15 protein-coding genes are annotated in these 18726 nt (G+C 44.3%); 3 read left to right on the top strand and 12 right to left on the bottom strand.

Going from position 1 to position 18726, the window contains the following annotated elements; genetic code table 11:
* Positions 1 to 50: 50 nt before the first annotated feature.
* The 3 genes from PBT90_RS17275 to ytxJ all read right to left on the bottom strand — a co-directional run bounded on the left by PBT90_RS17275 (position 51) and on the right by ytxJ (position 4545).
* A complete protein-coding gene (locus PBT90_RS17275; protein WP_270130343.1) occupies positions 51 to 1124 on the bottom strand; it encodes a BF3164 family lipoprotein in 1074 nt (357 codons plus the stop codon).
* Between the two features lie 117 nt (positions 1125 to 1241).
* Entirely contained in the window at positions 1242 to 4085 is a 2844-nt protein-coding gene (locus tag PBT90_RS17270) for a TonB-dependent receptor (protein WP_270130341.1), read from the bottom strand.
* A 124-nt stretch (positions 4086 to 4209) separates the two neighbouring features.
* Entirely contained in the window at positions 4210 to 4545 is a 336-nt protein-coding gene (ytxJ, locus tag PBT90_RS17265) for a bacillithiol system redox-active protein YtxJ (protein WP_264807749.1), read from the bottom strand.
* A 72-nt stretch (positions 4546 to 4617) separates the two neighbouring features.
* Here ytxJ and PBT90_RS17260 point away from each other — a divergent pair, with 72 nt between their 5' ends.
* Positions 4618 to 6021 carry a DUF4403 family protein gene (locus tag PBT90_RS17260; protein WP_270130338.1) on the top strand — a complete coding sequence of 468 codons (1404 nt, stop codon included), beginning with the start codon at positions 4618 to 4620 and terminating at the stop codon, positions 6019 to 6021.
* Between the two features lie 233 nt (positions 6022 to 6254).
* Here PBT90_RS17260 and PBT90_RS17255 read toward each other — a convergent pair whose 3' ends face one another.
* Both PBT90_RS17255 and PBT90_RS17250 read right to left on the bottom strand, forming a co-directional pair.
* Positions 6255 to 6926, bottom strand: coding sequence for a 3'-5' exonuclease (locus PBT90_RS17255; protein ID WP_270130336.1), 672 nt, complete (start codon positions 6924 to 6926; stop codon positions 6255 to 6257).
* Positions 6923 to 8869 (bottom strand): DUF294 nucleotidyltransferase-like domain-containing protein, encoded by a 1947-nt coding sequence (locus PBT90_RS17250; RefSeq protein ID WP_270130334.1) that lies wholly within the window; start codon positions 8867 to 8869, stop codon positions 6923 to 6925. The genes PBT90_RS17255 and PBT90_RS17250 overlap by 4 nt, the downstream gene beginning before the upstream one ends.
* A gap of 123 nt (positions 8870 to 8992) precedes the next feature.
* Between PBT90_RS17250 and PBT90_RS17245 the strand changes: the two genes are divergently transcribed.
* Positions 8993 to 9166 carry a hypothetical protein gene (locus tag PBT90_RS17245; protein ID WP_270130332.1) on the top strand — a complete coding sequence of 58 codons (174 nt, stop codon included), beginning with the start codon at positions 8993 to 8995 and terminating at the stop codon, positions 9164 to 9166.
* A gap of 45 nt (positions 9167 to 9211) precedes the next feature.
* Here the strand turns inward: PBT90_RS17245 and acs are convergent, their stop codons facing one another.
* The 5 genes from acs to PBT90_RS17220 all read right to left on the bottom strand — a co-directional run bounded on the left by acs (position 9212) and on the right by PBT90_RS17220 (position 15212).
* Positions 9212 to 11104 (bottom strand): acetate--CoA ligase, encoded by a 1893-nt coding sequence (gene acs / locus PBT90_RS17240; protein WP_270130330.1) that lies wholly within the window; start codon positions 11102 to 11104, stop codon positions 9212 to 9214.
* Positions 11105 to 11152: 48 nt separating this feature from the next.
* Positions 11153 to 12838 carry a sodium:solute symporter family protein gene (locus PBT90_RS17235; protein WP_270130327.1) on the bottom strand — a complete coding sequence of 562 codons (1686 nt, stop codon included), beginning with the start codon at positions 12836 to 12838 and terminating at the stop codon, positions 11153 to 11155.
* A 19-nt stretch (positions 12839 to 12857) separates the two neighbouring features.
* A complete protein-coding gene (locus tag PBT90_RS17230) occupies positions 12858 to 13121 on the bottom strand; it encodes a DUF4212 domain-containing protein (RefSeq protein WP_264807742.1) in 264 nt (87 codons plus the stop codon).
* A 176-nt stretch (positions 13122 to 13297) separates the two neighbouring features.
* Positions 13298 to 14053: a ZIP family metal transporter gene (locus PBT90_RS17225; protein WP_264807741.1), complete on the bottom strand. Its 756-nt coding sequence runs from the start codon at positions 14051 to 14053 to the stop codon at positions 13298 to 13300.
* A 91-nt stretch (positions 14054 to 14144) separates the two neighbouring features.
* Positions 14145 to 15212 carry an FAD:protein FMN transferase gene (locus PBT90_RS17220; RefSeq protein WP_270130324.1) on the bottom strand — a complete coding sequence of 356 codons (1068 nt, stop codon included), beginning with the start codon at positions 15210 to 15212 and terminating at the stop codon, positions 14145 to 14147.
* A gap of 122 nt (positions 15213 to 15334) precedes the next feature.
* Between PBT90_RS17220 and ruvB the strand changes: the two genes are divergently transcribed.
* On the top strand, positions 15335 to 16369 hold the full coding sequence (gene ruvB, locus PBT90_RS17215) for a Holliday junction branch migration DNA helicase RuvB (RefSeq protein WP_270130322.1): 1035 nt from the start codon (positions 15335 to 15337) through the stop codon (positions 16367 to 16369).
* Between the two features lie 66 nt (positions 16370 to 16435).
* Here the strand turns inward: ruvB and pgl are convergent, their stop codons facing one another.
* On the bottom strand, positions 16436 to 17149 hold the full coding sequence (pgl, locus tag PBT90_RS17210) for a 6-phosphogluconolactonase (RefSeq protein WP_270130320.1): 714 nt from the start codon (positions 17147 to 17149) through the stop codon (positions 16436 to 16438).
* 24 nt (positions 17150 to 17173) lie between these two features.
* Complete coding sequence (gene zwf, locus PBT90_RS17205) at positions 17174 to 18700, bottom strand: glucose-6-phosphate dehydrogenase (protein ID WP_270130318.1); 1527 nt, start codon at positions 18698 to 18700, stop codon at positions 17174 to 17176.
* Between the last annotated feature and the right edge of the window lie 26 nt (positions 18701 to 18726).

Below are 18726 nucleotides of genomic sequence, written 5' to 3'. Positions count from 1 at the left end.
CGTTGCTTGTCACCCAATCGTGAAGTCGGCTCCTTAGGGAGTCGGCTTTTTTAGTTTAATGCCTCATCTGGAATCTGGAAAACAGCTATTCCAGGATCTTTATCGGTAGTGAGTCCGTAGATTTCGTTTGATTTTTCGTTGACACCTAGGCCTGATATTGATCTATCCAATATCAATCTCCATTTAGGATTGCCTTTTAGATCAAATACCCGAATTTCTTTTGCCACAGATCCGGTATTGGAATAGTCTAGTTGAGAAAACCCTGAGTACAGAACAAAAATATAATTATTGGTTACTGTCACTGCCTGATATTTAAAATGAACATCAGGTTCAAAGCTAAGCATTCCACCAAATTCAGATTGATGGTATTCAAATTCAGGCAAGTTCAAATCAGGGCCTGCAACAGAAATAAATTTTTTCGTTTTATAGTCGAAAATCTCCAATAGATCCCTGTAAATGCTAGCTCTGACATAAATTCCATTTTTAGGGTTGCCGTGGAATCGGCCATTGCTTAGAAGACTGATCTGAAGCTTTGTTAGTTCTGGCCGTTCTTCTAATTTTTCAAATTCACCATATTCAGCGATGAGGCTTCCCTCAAGATCGAACTCTAAAAGTTTGTTTTCATTCTCCCTGGCAACACCTAAATAATTTCTGTTGGGAGTTAATGCTAGTCTCATGGGGCCGAAATTTGGGTTCGTGATTTTCCGGTCACTAGTTGCCAAAAGTGAAGTGTCATTAATTGAAAAAGTTGAAATTTTTCGGTTATTGTAATCATAGACCAAAAATCTTTCAGTGTCCCGAGAAACTATGAATTCGGGTATAAAAGTCTCTAACGGGCCTTTCCCATACCTTCCTTTGGGTTTGTCATAAGTCCAATCACTGGTATTTATGATATGAATTCGAGGTGACTTATCGGGGATGTTATGATATTCACTTATAAGGATCTTGTCACCTTGAAGCGCAAAACTTGAGGCATTGATAACTTCTTGGAAATAGTGTTTTTCTGAGTTAAGTGAAATCTCTTTAAAATCTTCCAGCGAAATGATTCGATGATTTTCTTCTTCATTTTTCGTTGCGCAAGAAAAAAGAAAAATAAATAGCAAAAATGGGTTTAGGATCTTCATTTAGAAACAATATAGTTTTTTTACTAAAATTTAGTAGGTGAAAATAAGAAAAAAACCGACTGAAAATATCCAGTCGGTTATCACGTAAAACTTAGACCAAGTTCCGTAAATCATTATTTACCAGGTTCTTCCTCCGCCTCTCCATGGCCTTGAGTCATTAGTGTTGCTGGTGTTTTCCTTAAAGTTTCCTATGATGTAAGTAAAGGTCAATAAGCCATAACGGGTCAGTACATTGGTGTACACATCTGTCACTGCCACATCAGATATGGTTCGCTGTATGCTGTTATTTTGATTGAGTAGATCAAAGACTACCACTTTTAACTCAGCCTTGTTGTTTTTTGCAAAGCGGTAACCTGCTTCAATATTCCATAGCCATACAGACTGATCAAATCCTTCAGAAAGTCCACTGTACAGTGAGTTATTGATGTTATTGCCCACAAAGAGTTTTCCATCATTTGGGGAATAATAAAGCCGAATATTAGACTCCTGGATGTAGTAGTTTTGATCCAGATTTGCCTGAAGGCTGGAGTTGACTATGGTATAGGTACCTGTAGTACTTAAGGTGAAATCAAAATCCTTGCTGATATTACTGGTCAGAGTGATGCCCTGGCTCAGATCGATATTGTCATTTAGATTTCGCTCCCCATTGATCATACCTGGATTTCTAGTGAATCCTAGTCGGGTGTTGAAGTTGACTTTGGATTTGATTTTCTGAATAGGAGCTCCATAAGACATGAACAAGCGGGAGTTGAAGTTGCCATCCAGGTTTACCGGCATTCTGATTTGCCCACCTTTTCTCAAAAGTACTTCCCCATTGATCAAGGTGTCCTGTGCCGCTACAAAGGTGCTGCTGCCTATGTAATTATTGGTACTGGAGAAATTAAGGAACATAAAGAAAGAGCGATTCTTCTCCATGTCGAATTTTCCGATATTGGCGAAGATGCTATGTCCATAGCTTTGCTTCAGGGTAGGATTACCTACACTCAGGCTAAGTGGGTTTTGATTGTTTACCACGTTTTGGAGCTGGCTTACTGAGGGCTCGTCTGTATTGGTGCGGTATCTTACTCGGAAATTCAGGCCGGTTTCTCGGTTTCGGAAGCTTACGTGCGCGCTAGGGAGGAGATTGTTAAAGTCTCTGTTGAATACGCCTTCATTAGGGAATAAAGCTTCATTATCCAGTTTGGCGTTTTGATAATCCAAGTTGAAGTTATAGTTCCAGCCTTCATTGTTATAGGCAAATCCGGTTCGTACCCGCTGGGTGATAAACTTGTTGACAAAGACATTGCTCAATGCCGTGTCAAGCACGGGCTGCATTTCATCGTCTAAGACTCGGGTACGCTGGTCAGAATCGGTTTTGTTGTTGCCGACTTGATAGCCTAATGTGGCTCTGGATTTTTCGCCTAGAGGCTCTGTCCAGGTCATGTTTACCCGGTAGTTGAATCCTTTGGATAGAACATCAGTCTCTTGCAAAGTGGTGTCCAGCTCATTTCTGTCGTAGTCTACGCTGGCAGCCAAAAGCTCCGAATACCGATCATTATTATTCCAATTGGTAAAGATGTCTGTGGAAAGAGTTCTCCCTGGCTTATCAAACTTATATCTATAGGTAAGATTATTGGAAATGTTATAAGACTGGTTTTCAGCATCTGTAATGGATCTCAAAGCTGATAGTGAGTCTCCCAGACTATTCATAGTTAGAGCATCTCGATCGCTGTATGTTTTGCTCGTTTGAAAAGAAATGTTTGGTGTGATAATCAGGGAATTTTTCTCATTCAGGTCCGCTTCGATTCTGGCATTTGCCCTATGGTTGAAATTCTCCACGGTGTTGATCAGGTTTTCCTGATAATACTGCGAAAGGTCCTCATTGATCACCGTTTCCCGGTTGGTGATCTGTCTCAAGGTATTGTTGGTGTTATTAAAGAAATAGCTACCTGTCAAATTCACTTTTGAACCAAGCTTATCACTATAGTTCAGCCCCAAAGCATTGGTAGTAATGGTACCGATGTCATTTCCTCCATAGAAGCTGCCGCCACCGCCGCCCCAGCCGCCGCGTCCACGTCCACCGGATGAGTTGGCATTGACACCTGCCAAATCCTGACTGGAGAAATTTTGCTGATTGATATTATTGAAAAGCCCAAGAATGGAAACTCTCCGATCTCCTGAAAAGAGATTGACACTACCTCCAGCTGTGTATCTATCGTCTGTACCATAGCCTCCATATACTCGTCCAAACTGGCCGGCTTTCCGATCTTCTCTGAGTATGATATTGATGGTCTTGGTGTACGTACCGTCATCAAATCCAGTCAACCTGGTCTGATCCGACTTTTGATCCAGTACTTCCACGCGATCGATGGCATCTGCAGGCAGGTTTCTTAAAGCAATATTTGGATCGGAACCAAAGAACTCTCTACCATCCACCAGGATTTTTTGTACCGCTTCACCTTGCGCCTGTACTTCTCCATTGGCGATGGTCACACCCGGTAATTTTCTGACCAGATCCTCAGCCATTCCATTTTCTTTGGTTTTGAAAGCTGCGGCATTGAAGGAGGTTGTGTCTCCACGCATTTCGCCTACTGCTGTCTGCCCCTCAATGATCACTTCACCCAGTGTTTGGGCATCTTCTTTCAAAATCAACTGGCCCAGTTCTACGGACTCTCTTCTCTCATGAACCTTAGTGATCGTTTCATAACCTATGAAGGTGACCATGAATTTTACCGTAGGAATATTAGGTCTGGCGATTTCAAATTTACCTTGGCCGTCGGTCACTGCCCCCACCAAAAGGGAGTCAGTTACAGTTTTCACTAGTACGTTTGCTCCAGCCATTGGAGTCTGGGTGCTTCCGTCTATGACGGTGCCGGTAAATTTCCGCGTAGGTCGTTCCTGGCTAGTAGGACGCTGAGCGAATACTGATGTTCCGATTAACAGACTAAAAATCAGTAAGATAAAAGTGTAATTGTTTTTCATATAGATGCGAATTTCTACTTCTTTGACCTAGTTAAAGGGCAATGGTTTATTTCGCATCTGCACAAAAACAAGAATGGATGTGAGACAGGATAAATGGCGAAAATTTAGTTTGAAAATCAGCTAGCTAAACTTTCTCCATCAATTCGCCATAAGATATGCCGAAATGGCTATTGGAATAGATGGCTTCAGCGTTCTGAATCAAGATTACCTGTGGAGATTCATGCGGGATTTTAAATTCCGTAGCTACCTGGTCAGATAACTGCCTATAGGCAATCAGATCTAAAAAATAAGGAGTGACTTTCTCCAGATCCTGATCTTTCCACTTGCGAAGCAGGCGATCCAGTGACATACTGCTGATGGAGCATCTGGTACTATGTTTGAAAATCAACACAGGTTTTTCCTTGCTCAAAGCCTTTATCTCATCGATTTGCGCTGCTTCTGTCAGTTTATTCCAATTCATTTTTTCGAATCCTAATTTTTGGGGCAATAGTTGTAGGTAGTTTTTAGCCACACAGCAAATTAAACTTCATTTATGAAAATTCAGTTCCGCTGGCAATTTATCCTCTGCCAACTGTCAATAGTACTCGCAATCTTCATTTTATTTTCCTGCAAAAGTCTGGACCCTACTGCCAATCCTGGCCCAGGTACTCCTCCTCCGCCATCTAGCTCCTCGGTCAATGTACCTTTGAAACTTCCTAAGGAAACCCTGAGTAAGCTTCTAAACGGACAGATTCCCACTACTCTTCTGCAAGAACAAGGAATGGATCTAGGCGGTGGGGTCACTGGAGATTTGCAATTGAGTAGAAACGGACAGATCACTTGGACGGCTTTGGATAGTCAGAGAATCCAACTGACTGTGCCCATTAATGTATCAGGTAGAGTGGGGCTGAAACCCAAAGGGCTGGGGAGTCTCTTCCAGTCCAAGTTGCCGCTGGATGAGGATTTTGCTCCGGTGTTTATAGTAGATCCTGTGATTCATCCGGATTGGAGTATTGGTGCTGAGCAGTTTGAGTTGATGGAGCTGGGGGGAAGCCTAGGAGTAGATGTGCTGGGAATGCAGGTTGACCTGAGTGGACTTTTGGCGAAGGAGATCAGCAAGTGGGGCAATGAATACCTGGGTGAAGGGAAACAGATTGCCAGCTTAAAAACCATGGTTGATTTGGCTTGGGCTCAGGTAGGGAGACCTTTTTCTGTGAATTGGGTTGGTGGTGAGCGAGCATTTTCAATCCAGCCGCAGGCGGTGAAGTTAAAAGAGTTTTTTGACGAGGAGCAGAATTACAATTTATGGCTGGGAATGAATGGGAAGATAAACAGTCACCCCGCGGGTGCAGCTCCATCCCGGGCATTTCCATTACCTGATCTGAGTGGGAATGAGAATGAGAAGAATGAATTTGAAATGCTGATTCCATTCTCCTTAGATTATGCGTTTTTGGATGGGTTTCTTCAAGAGAATGTAGCAGGAAAAACCTTTAGAATTGATAAGAAAACAAGCATGACTCCTTCTAATATCCGAACCCAAGCTTTTGGAGATTTGCTGGCGATTAATATGGATTTCTTTGCGGAGCAAACCAATGGAAAAAGGCTGGAAGGGACGCTTTTTGTAGTAGGGCAGCCGGAATACGATTCGGAAAATGAGCGGTTGGTTTTTGATCAGGTGAATTTTAAAATGGAGAGCGGCAGTTTTGGCGCGCAAACAGGAGTAGGCTTGAAAAAGCGCAAAATCATCCGTCGGATTGAAAATAGGGCTGTTTTTCCGATAGGAAGCTTGTTAGAAGAAAGTTTGTCCAATATCAGCGAACGATTGCAATTGAGCACTCCGATTACCGATTTGAAGATTCAGGAGCTGCATGTGGAGCCAGCCGGATTTTATCCTATGCATAAAGAATTGGTGATCCAGATGAAAGCTGAAGGCAGAATAAATGTGGATTGGAAATAAGAAAGGCCATCTCTGCGATGACCTTTCTCTTTGCTGGTTTAGCTTGATGCATCAGACCGCTCATTCAGCTAGCTATGCTCACATGAAAAAATGTGTAGAAACCATTAATAAAAAGTCTGAATGGAGATCAAAGCAATGCTTAAAGGTAATGTTAAGTGGCTGGTAAATAAGTTTTTATATCAGGAATAATTGGCGCAAAATACTAAATCAGAAACCTAGTCTTGCAAGAAATACTAGCGGAGGAGTTGAGCGTAGGACACAATGCCTTTGGCTGCTGCTATTTTCAGTAATTTTAATAGTAATAAGGCGGTAAGGTGAGCATCTCCCGCAGCAGTATGCCGATCATCCAAGGGGATTTGGTGACGTTCACACAGGGCGTCTAAACTGTAATTTTTGACCTGTACATGATTGAGATTTACTGTGGGGCCATGGTCCAGCCTCACCGCAAGACTCATGGTGTCGAGCGTGGGGTTTTTGAATTGATCCAGCCCAAACGGTGCGCTGAGCTTTTGTAGCATAGCCAGATCAAAACCAAGATGATGTCCCACCAGAATGTCGCCGGAGAAGTATTCGAGTAGCCTTTTGACAAATGTGGACGTGGAGATCTGATTACTACGCTCCACCATTCCGTGGATCAAGGGAGATTGATTTAGTGCCTGAAACATTTCCGGATACCATTCTACGGCCGAATTAATCAGGATGCGCTTCTGTGCAATTTTCACTGCCCCAAAGGAAAGCACGGAGTCTTTTTTGGTGTCCAGTCCCGTAGTTTCAGTATCTAAAACGATAAAGCTTAGCTGATCTAAGGTCCGAATACCCGGTATTTGAGCCTTATTTCGCTCTAGGTATTTTTTGACAAAATCCTGAGGATCGGGTTTGGGTTTTGAAAATGGCCACCAAGTCATTTCCCAAAGTGGTCTAGCTGAAAACGTACTTTCACGATGTCTTGGAGTTCAGCGATCGGCACAAAGGTGTTTTTTAGAAGCTGGCGCTGAAGTTTGCCTAGGCTTTCCGGGTGGATAAACCTCCCGTCATTTCCATTTTTCATGCCTTCGATTGCCCGCATACGGATCAGAATTTCAAATGCCTTCGCTGCCTGTCCAAAAAGCTCTTTGTAGCTGGGCTCCAGCTCTGCCAGCCGCTCAAATCTCTTGAATGTATTATTGACACCTATCACTCCGTGGCTTAAGGTGAGCAATCGACCCAAATCCACCAAAGGGCGGATTGCACGCGCTTTGATGTCAAATTGATCTCTGTGCTCTCCGGATTTTTCCACCACAAAATTCTTGAAAAAGCCCAAAGGGGGAGGGGTCGCCAAGGTGTTTTGCGCCAAGAAATTCAGGAAAATTGGTTTTTTCTTAACCGACTCATAAATAAACAGACTCAGTTCTTCTGCCAGTCCGCTGCTGCCGCCGATGTGCCGGAAATCAAAAAAAATGGAGGCAGAAAGCAGTGCGTTTTGGGTAGGAGTCAAAATCCAATTGGAAAAGTAATTTTCCCAGTTGGAAACCGGCTGGACCCATTTGGGATTGCTTGCCATGATTTCTCCAGGGCAAGATTCAAACCCACAGGCGAGCAGGGTTTCTACCACTGAGGTGCCTAGTTTGAGGAAGTATTCTGCAGCTACTGGTTTTAGACTTTCGTCCACATCCTCATATACCAGCGCATTGTCCTGATCTGTCCGCAGTAATTGTTCCTCTCGGCCTTCACTCCCCAACGCCAAAAAACAATACCTAACGCTAGACACTTCAGGGTAATGCGCTGCCCAGGTATTTTCAGCGATTTTTAGGGCTTGTTGGATGATCAGGTCATTAATCTCGGTCATGACCGATGCCACAAAATCCATGGATACTTCATTCTCCAAGTAGTAAGCCAGCATCTGACCGGCGCGGTCACGAATGGATCGCATTTCCTTTACATCCAGGGTATTGAGCAGTCCATGAATCAAAACTGCCGGACTATTTCCCATAGACAGCAGTACATCGTGATCTGAAATGATCCCACAAATCGCAGATTGGTCTGATCCATCCTCAGTAAGCACTAAGTGATGAAGTCGGTTTTTGATCATGGTGAGATAAAGGTCTGAGAAACCACTATCCTTTTTGCTAGTGATTACGGGAGAAGTCATCACTTTGGCCACTGGTGTATTTCCGGGCAATGCACATGCGATCACTTTGGTACGTAGGTCCTTGTCTGTGATGATTCCTTTAGGTTTGTAGGCTTGGTCCACTATGATTATACTACTCACATCTGCATCTACCATGAGTTGAGCGGCTTCTTGGACTGTTTTTGATTCATTGCAGGTGAGTACCTTTTCCGAATATCTGATTTCCGACTGATCAGAAAAAATAAGCAAGGAGTTATCCCGGGATTTGCTTTTCAATATGCCGCGGGCTTTTTGTCCTTGGGACAAATCCTGCCTTACCACTACCTGTCCCGATGCAAACCCTGCTGCAAAATATAGCGCAACTCGTGTATTGCTTTGTAATATTTCTTCGAAAACCTGGACAGGAATCGCATAGATCAGACTGTTTTGTGAAATCTTAGCATTGAGCACATATGGTCTTTTTCCCAGTAGTGCCAGGACCCCAAACACGTCGCCTTCATCTAAATATTCCTTTATTTCTTCCCCTGTAGTTTGATTTTCGCTGAGGTGAATTTCGCCCTCTTTCAAGATAAAAAAATGAGGGCTGGGAGGGTCACCTTGTTCAAAGAGAGTCTCGCCCTTTTCCAGGTAATTGATCTCAACAGAGGAGGCGATTTTCTCTAATTCTTCATTTGACAAAAACGAGAATGGAGGATAACGCTTTAGAAACTCTGCTACTCTATTGACAATTACATTGGGCATATCTGGGAAGTAGTGTCAGGTGAATAGTGAGTCCATGTGGTCCATAGTGTAAGTTACTGACAATCTGTCTAAATATCGGAGTAGGTATGGGAATTGATAGCTATGGTGTAACTTAATATCATAATGAAAATAGCTTCTCAATTATATCGGTATTGCAGGCGGATACTATGGGCGTTGATTGTAGCTTTTATGGTGGGCGTTCATAATTTTTATAAGCAGGAAATGGATTCGGCGGACACCATAGTTTCTTCTATACAGATGGATGAAGAAGAGGAGGACTCTACTCCAAAGGATTAGAAAAGAGCCAAGATCCCGATTCAATCCTGGATCTTGGCTGATTAGTTATTTTTTGCCTTCGATGATCTTGGTCACCACATCTGGGTCAAGCAGGGTGCTGGTATCACCCATGTTGTCCAGAGATCCTTCTGCTACTTTTCTGAGTATTCTACGCATGATTTTTCCTGATCTGGTTTTTGGCAGTCCCGGCACAAACTGGATTTTGTCTGGTTTGGCGATTGGACCAATGATTTTGGAAATCATTTCTTTGATCTCATTCATCAAGTTATCCTCAGTTCTATTGGTAAGATCGGCGATTACATAGGCGTAAATTCCCTGACCTTTGACCTCGTGAGGATATCCGACTACTGCGGATTCTATTACTTTCGGGTGTTCATTGATCGCATTTTCGACTTCGGCAGTTCCCATTCTGTGGCCAGAGACGTTGATGACATCATCCACACGACCCAGAATTCTGTAATATCCATCATGATCACGCTTCACTCCATCGCCTGTAAAGTACATCCCCTTATAGGTAGAGAAGTAGGTTTGTTTGCAGCGCTCATGGTCTCCGTAGGTGGTACGGATCATACCTGGCCAAGGGAACTTGATGCAGAGGTTTCCTTCTACCGAATTTCCGGTGAGTTCATTTCCTTCTGGGTCTACGATGCACAGCTGCACTCCGGGGAGGGGTAAAGTCGCAAATGCAGGCTTGGTGGGAGTGATACCGGCAATAGGCGAAACCATAATTCCACCCGTCTCGGTCTGCCACCAGGTATCCACGATGGGGCACTTACCCTTGCCAATATGAGTATGGTACCAGTGCCATGCTTCTTCGTTGATGGGTTCTCCTACAGAGCCCAATACTTTCAAAGAACTTAGATCATATTTCTGTATAGGCTCAGTGCCATAAGCTTGCAGTGCCCGGATTGCCGTAGGTGCGGTGTAGAAGACGTTCACCTGGTGCTTTTCTACCACTTGCCAGAAGCGTCCTGCGTCAGGGAAAGTAGGCACACCTTCGAACATCAGGGTAGTAGCTCCAGCCAACAGTGGTCCGTAAACGATATAAGAGTGACCGGTGATCCAGCCCACGTCCGCAGTACACCAGTACACATCACCTTCAGAATATTGGAACACATTGTCAAAGGAGTACTGGGAATAGACCATGTATCCTCCGGTGGTATGGACCACACCTTTTGGTTTGCCGGTGGAGCCTGAGGTGTAAAGAATGAAAAGCATATCCTCGCTGTCCATTTCTTCGGGAGCACATTCCTGTGATTCTTCAGCTATTACCTCATGCCACCAGAAATCCCGGCCTTCTTTCATGCTCACTTCCTGCTGGGTGCGTTCATAGACGATGACAGTTTCCACTTCGCTTTTTTCCAAAGCCTCATCTACCACTGCTTTCACTGCTATTTTTTTGCTTCCACGGAAATTTCCGTCAGCTGTCAAAATCGCTTTGGCCCCGCAGTCATTGACCCTATCGGCAAGGGCAGAGCTGGAAAAACCTGCGAAAACTACAGAGTGGATCGCACCGATTCTAGCGCAGGCAAGCATGGCAATCGCCGCTTCAGGCACCATGGGCATGTAGATAATAACTTTATCTCCTTTGCCTATTCCTTTGCTTTTGAGCGCATTTGCGAAGCGGTTTACTTCATGAAAAAGCTCTTTGTATGTCAAGGTTCTTCCTGCTTCATTGGGATCATTGGCTTCCCAGATAATAGCTGGCCTGTCACCTATGGTGAATAGATGACGCTCAAAAATATTTTCGGTAATGTTCAGTTTAGCATCTACAAACCATTTTACATCCGGCTCCTCGAAATTCCATTTCAAAACCTTGGACCAGCGCTTTCTCCAGTGAAATGAATCTGCAATTCTAGCCCAAAACTCTTCTGGCTGAGTTACACTTTTTTGGTATTCGTAAAGGTACCCGCTGAGGGTATGTATTCTATCACTCATGGTAATCTTGGTTTATTGTATTCAATTTTGGGTAAATGAAGCTCTAATTTAATGATCCTGAGCTTTACCAGCACCACGCGGTATTCTTATTTCCTGTACCATGTCCTGCACATCCTGTGGAGGTGCTGGGGTGAATCTGGAAACTAGCACACAAACGATGAAATTTAATATCATTCCTATGGAGCCGATTCCCTCTGGTGATACTCCAAACCACCAATTATCCGCTGTGTTTGTTTCAGGACTGATAAATTTGAAAAAGATGATGTAGCCAATCGTAAATACCAAGCCGGTAATCATCCCCGAAATGGCGCCTTCTTTATTGATTCTAGATGAGAAAATCCCCATGATAATGACCGGGAAAAAGGAAGCCGCTGCCAGACCAAAAGCAAATGCAACCACCTGCGCCACAAAGCCGGGAGGATTTACTCCGAAATATCCTGCCAGCAAAACTGCTCCGGCTGCTGCCAGGCGAGCTATTCTCAGTTCCTTTTTCTCCGAAATTTCCGGTTTAAATGTTTTGAAAAGATCTCGGGATACTGAAGTGGAAATTACTAATAGCAAACCTGCTGCGGTAGAAAGTGCGGCTGCCATCGCTCCAGCTGCCACTAGTCCTACCACCCAATTGGGCAACTCTGCAATTTCCGGGCTTGCCAAAACCATAATGTCCCGATCTATGCTCAATTCATTGGCTGTCTGATCGGCCACATATTGGATCTTACCATCCCCATTTTTATCATCCACTTTGATCAGATCGGTTTTTTGCCAGGTACTGATCCATTCGGGCAGCTGGGAAATGCTTTTCTCAGAAGTGCTGTCAATGGTGTTATAGATCCCGAATGCGGCGATTGCCGGAGCTGTAGTATATAAAATAGCAATAAATACCAGCGCATAGCCAGCGGAGATTCTTGCGTCTTTTACCCTTGGAACTGTAAAAAAACGAACAATCACATGTGGAAGTCCTGCCGTGCCGACCATCAAGGCCAGGGTGATCATAAACATGTCGGTGATGCTTTTTCTTCCCGAGGTATATGCTGCAAAACCAAGTTCCGTCAGAACTCCATCCAGCTTATCCAACAGAGGGGTGCCATCTGCTACTGATCCTCCCAGACCCAATTGAGGTATTGGGTTTCCGGTTAACTGCATGGAAATGAAAATAGCCGGAACCATGTATGCAAAAATCAACACGCAATATTGGGCTACCTGGGTGTAAGTGATGCCTTTCATTCCACCTAAAACGGCGTAGAAAAACACGATACACATTCCGATCACCACGCCCCACTCTATGGGTACTTCCAGGTATCTTGAAAAGACTATTCCTACACCCCGCATTTGCCCGGCTACATAAGTAAAGGAGATAAACAAGGCGCAGATCACCGCCACGACTTTGGCAGTTTTGGAATAGTACCGATCGCCTACGAAGTCAGGAACCGTGAATTTTCCGAATTTTCTCAAGTATGGAGCCAAAAGCAGTGCGAGCAATACATATCCTCCGGTCCAGCCCATGAGATACACAGACCCGTCATAGCCTGCAAATGAAATAATACCGGCCATGGAGATAAAAGAGGCAGCAGACATCCAGTCAGCGGCTGTAGCCATGCCATTGGCTAGAGGAGAAACTCCGCCTCCGGCTACGTAAAATTCCTTGGTAGATCCGGCGCGTGACCAGATGGCAATTCCGATATAGATGGCGAAAGTAATCCCTACCAGCAGGTAGGTCCAGGTTAAGATTTCCATAGTTTTTTAGCTTAAAAAGTTATTCTTCGTCCACATCAAATTCCCTGTCCAAGCTGTTCATCCTTGCCACATAGACAAAAATCAAGACTACAAATGCGTAAATCGAGCCTTGCTGCGCAAACCAAAATCCCAGTTTGAATCCGCCTAATCGGATCTCATTCAGCTGATCCACCAGAAGTATCCCAAAACCGAAGGAGACCACAAACCATACTAGCAGTAGGACGAAGAGTGTTTGGAGATTTTTGCGCCAATAGGCTTTCATTTTTTCATTTTGAGCAGGCATATTTTGGGGTTTAGGCTGAGAAATTAAATTCAGCCCATAAGCTAGCGAATGCTTCCATAGGAATGCAAGCTGATTGCTGTGAAAAAACTGAAAATTTAACGTAAGGTCAATGAATTGCCTGAGATTCTATGGAAAATGGGCCTAATCGCCTAAGTTTCCGTATTGGCTGGCTTCGCTTAATGAATGAAAAACTCAGAGAGGATTGCCAGACCCGCGGCAAGGAAACTCACCAGAAGTTTGTTCAGCTGGAATTTGTGATGTGGACTGCTTTCAAAAAAGATGGTAGTAGAAATATGTAAGAATCCGCCTGCCACTAAACCATACAGCATGCCTATTCCTTGCTTGCTCAGAATCTGGCTTTCATATAAAAATGAGCTGGACATCATACCCAGAGGTGATGCCAGTGCAAAAAGAGTCAAGAGTATAAGCGTGGATTTCTTACTCAAAGTACTGGACAGTACTGCGGCAAGCGCAAAAGCCGCCGGCCCCTTGTGTAAGATGATTCCCAGCAAAACGGTCTTACTGTTATGGACATGACCGAGCACATGCTCGCCTTCATCCATGAGGTCTCCGTGCGAAAGCAGGGTTCCTTCCAGAAAGGCATGAATAAACAGGCCTACCATGACCGTTAACATGGCCTTGCTACCATGGTGCTCGTGCGTATGAATATGCCCATGCTCTATTCCGCTGGACCAGAATTCGAGCAATTGCTGCAGGAGAAAGCCGATAAGAATGTACAAGCCCATTCTTTTGCTGTCAAACCCGCTGTCAAACAATTCCGGGAGTATGTGAAGTATAGTAATGGAGAAAAGGTATGACCCCGCAAAGACCAGAACCAATCGAAAATATTTTTCCCTGAAATTAGGTGCAAAATAAACCATGGATCCCGCGATCATGGCTGTGAGAAAAAGAAGCAAAAATTTTATTTCCATCGGTCTGCGTTACATTTCTTTCCTCCGAATGATGAGGAGAAAGCTATAACTCCGGCAAAGGTAATAAAATTCAATAATGTTGCATTTGAATTTAATTTTCCTGAGGAAAAGAAAGGAATGGCTTAAGGCCTTCACTTGCAAAGGTTTTAAAACCACCATTGCCGTCATCAAAAATTAAAAACACATCGATCTCACTAACTGCAGAATCAAGAGCCAAGGCTTTTTCCTTTCCCATGACCATCATAGCAGTGGCATAAGCATCAGCACTCATGCAGTTTTCCGCCAGTACGGTGGCTGATAGCAGTGTGTGATTGACCGGGTAGCCGGTGGCAGGATTGATGGTATGGGAGATTTTTACCGAATCGCGTACATAGAAGTTTCGGTAGTTTCCAGAAGTAGCCATCCCGCGATCTTGTAGGGCAATGATACTGATCAGGTCTGCGGCATTTGCAGATTCCTCTGGCCGATTGACGCCAACTTTCCACAGTTCCCCTTTTTCGTTTACCCCATGGGCTACCAGTTCTCCTCCTATTTCCACCAGGTAATTGGAGATACCCTTACTTTTCAGAAACTCAGCCACTACATCTGATCCATAGCCTTTGGCGATGGCAGAAAAATCGAGGTAGATGCCTGGTACTTTTTTGCGAAGCTGATTTTGATCAAACTCCACCTTGTCAAAACCCACGGTGTTCAGCAGAAGTTTGATGTCCACACTGTCTTTGAGCTCTGGTCCTGTGGGACCAAAACCCCAAATATTCACCAAGGGCCCTACAGTAGGATCAAATGCCCCGTCTGTTTTTTCATAGACTGTTTTGGAGGTCTCCAAGACTGGTAACAAATAAGGAAGATTAAAGTCTAGCGTATCTCCTTGGTTGAATTTGCTCAGCTCAGAATCCGGGATGTAGGTAGAAAGACTTTGGTTGAAAACCACCAAAAGAGAATCAATAGATGGCTGCAAGTCCCGACTGTCTGCGTCCAGGTAGGTAATGTGATAGGTGGTGCCCATAGTGGGACCGGAAAGTGAGATTTTACCCGCTACTACATCAGTTTCCGTGAGGGTAATCTCTGTTTGATCTCTATTTCTCCAAAGATAAACTACCATGATGGCAGTGAGCAGGACTATGGAGTATATGATGTTTTTCCGGGCATTTCGGCGCATGATCTGTAGAATTTGGGGGCGAATTTAAGGCTTATTTTTCAGTTTCGAAGGGATGTCAGGGATTCAAAAATGCGGAAGAAGGCATTCGTATTTTTCTATATTTGTGAGCGTACGGATTAATTATGAGAGAAGATTATTTAAACGGAGAGGATGAAAGCCTAAGTCCTCAGGATAGAGATTTCGAAAGGGCTTTGCGCCCTTTGAGTTTTGAAGACTTTACCGGGCAGTATAAAATCGTAGAGAATCTACGGGTTTTTGTGCTGGCCGCAAAGCGTAGAAATGAGCCTTTGGACCATGTACTGCTACATGGGCCTCCGGGACTGGGCAAGACCACACTCAGTCATATCATTGCCAATGAACTGCAAGCTGGGATCAAAATTACCTCTGGTCCTGTGCTGGATAAGCCCTCTGATTTGGCGGGTTTGCTTACCAATCTGGAGGAGGGAGACGTATTGTTTATTGATGAGATTCATCGCCTCAATCCCATCGTGGAGGAATACCTTTACTCTGCCATGGAGGATTTTCGGATTGACATCATGCTGGATTCGGGGCCCAATGCCCGGTCGGTACAAATCTCCCTGAGCCCTTTTACACTCATCGGTGCCACCACCAGATCTGGGTTGCTGACATCTCCGCTACGGGCTAGATTTGGCATCAATTCTCGATTAGAATATTACGATGCGAAGTTGCTCACAGATATCGTGAGTAGATCTGCGGGGATTTTGCAGACTCCGATCGATGAATTCGCAGCCTATGAAATCGCCAGAAGGAGCAGAGGTACTCCACGAATTGCGAATATGCTACTTCGTAGAACCCGGGATTTTGCAGAGGTCAAAGGAAATGGGAAGATCACGCTTGAGATTTCCAAGATTGCTTTGGATGCGCTGGATGTAGATGTAAATGGGCTGGATGAAATGGATAATAGGATCCTGTTGACCATTATTGAAAAGTTCAAAGGTGGCCCCGTAGGATTGAGTACTATTGCTACTGCTTGCGGAGAAGAGGCAGAGACAATTGAGGAAGTGTATGAACCATTCTTGATCCAAGAAGGCTATCTGAAAAGAACTGCTCGCGGAAGAATGGCTACTGAGCTGGCCTACAATCACCTAAAGATCAAGCCTAATCTTGGGATGGGGGGATTGTTTGAAGGGATTTAACTCAACTGAAATTAAAAAGCGACTGAAATCAGATCTCAGTCGCTTTTTTACATTAAACTTGACTTTTCAGCTGATGCCTTTAGCCGCGTCCTTATCCATAAACCAGGTCAGTTCCCCATCTGTGGGATGAACCAGACTAGCTGGATACAGCTCAAAGTTCTTTTGCTTCTTGAGAATTTCCTGTACTTTTTCTGCCTTGCCAGCGCCTGTCACCAAGAAGGCAACTGACTTGGCATTGTTCACGATTTTTCCAGTTAGCGTCACTCGTTTTTGACCTGAGTCCGGATGGGTGGCTACTACGCAGTTTTCGCTTGCGTCCCAAAGCGCAATGGAATCAGGAAAAATCGATACGGTATGTCCGTCATCGCCCATTCCCAGCATCACCAGATCAAACTGAGGCATGCTGTTTTCCTTTGGAAGTTCTGTGTCCAAAACCTGACTGTAGCGTTCTGCTTCTCCTTCAGGCTCGTTTTCGCCCAAAACCCTGAATACATTAAAAGATGGAATGTCAATTTTTGACAACAGATGGTCAACTGTCATTTTGTAGTTGCTATCCGGGTCTGTAGGAGGGACACATCGCTCATCTCCCCAGTAAAACTTGATTTTCGACCAGTCGATTTCATTCCCAAATGTACTGGCCAGGTAGTCGAACACGATTTTTGGCGTACTTCCTCCGGAAAGCGCCACATGGGTAGTGTCATCTCCAGAGACTAGGTCTTTGAAGTATTCCGAAAACTCTTTGGCTACTTGCTCTTTGCTATCTGCTATTTTTAGTTTCATAGGTTGTTTGTCAAAAGGGAGGAATTAAAGAATACAGAATCCAGTTTCGTCAGTCAGGCGATTTCCGGGATTTCTCCAGCCAAAGTGTCCTTCAAACATATCGTCTGAATTTCTAGGCCCCCAGGTGCCCGCAGCATAGCCGTAGGTAGGGACATCTTCATTTTCCCAGTATTTCAAAATCGGATCCACAAATTTCCATGCGGCTTCCACCTCATCTGCTCTGGCATACAGGGTGGCATCACCCTGCATAGCATCCAAAAGTAACCTTTCGTAGGCATCCATGATCTCTGCCGAATCTAGGTCTGAGTAGTAAAAATCCAAATTGGCCTGCTCTACATGGAACCCTAGCCCAGGAACTTTCACACCGAATTTCATCAAAATTCCTTCGTCCGGCTGGATTCTGATGATCAGTTTGTTGTCTTTGCGGTAGACGTCCTGACTTTTAAATACCTCATGTGCAGGAGACTTAAAGTGGATTACCACTTCGGTCACTTTGGTAGGCATGTATTTGGCTGTTCTGACATAGAATGGAACATCTTTCCATCTCCAGTTGTCTACAAAAAACTTCACAGCCGCATAGGTTTCTGTCTTTGAGTCAGGATCAACTCCATCTTCTTCTCTATATCCTTTCACCTTCTTTCCGTTGATGGTGGAGGCTACATATTGACCTTTCATAGTGTGTGTGGCCAGCTCCTCATCGCTGCTCATGATTCTGAGAGACTTCAGTGCTTTCACCTTTTCGTCGCGGATTTCCTCCGCGCTGCTATTGATCGGTGGCTCCATCACGATCAGGGAAACTACCTGGAGCAAGTGACTTTGGAACATGTCACGAAGTGCGCCCGACTTGTCATAGTAGCCGCCTCGTTTCTCCACGCCTACAGTTTCCGCATTGGTGATTTCCACATGATGGATGTATCGGCGATTCCAGGTAGGTTCAAATATTGAATTGGAAAAACGTGTCACGAGTAGGTTCTGGACCGTTTCTTTGCCGAGGTAATGATCAATTCTGTAAACCTGTGGCTCGTTAAAATATTTGTGCAAACCTTCGTTCAGTTCTTTGGCGGTAGCCAAGCTGTAGCCGAAAGGCTTCTCCACAATGATACGTTTCCATCCGTTATCCTCCTTGGTCAGTCCTGCTTCAAAAAGGTTTTTGGCAATGACTTCGTAAAGACTGGGCGGAGTGGAGAGGTAGAATATGAAATTTTCATCACATCCCCTTTCTTGATTCAACGCCTGGATTCTTTTGGCGAGGCCAGTATAGTTACTGTCGTAATTGTCACCTAGGTCTTCGTAAAATAGCTTATCAGCAAATGTTTCAATGAAGGACTTCTCTTCTTTACTGATTTTTTCAGCTAAAAATTTACTTTCCTGAACCACTCTTTGGCGGAATTCGGCATCGGTCAAGTTGCTTCGGCTGGCACCCAAAACCACAAAATTTTCCGGTAGATGCTTTCCTTTGTACAGATTATATAGGGCAGGGACTAGTTTCCTTGCTGTCAAATCACCTGATGCACCAAAAATTATCAGCATCTGGTTTTGTGTTTTTTTCATCAGTTAGGGCGTATTTTTATATTTTT

It is taken from the genome of Algoriphagus sp. TR-M9, assembly GCF_027594545.1.
Taxonomy (GTDB): Bacteria; Bacteroidota; Bacteroidia; order Cytophagales; family Cyclobacteriaceae; genus Algoriphagus; species Algoriphagus halophytocola.
Note: the sequence above shows the minus strand (reverse complement) of the source record. Positions and strands in the feature narration are given on the sequence as shown.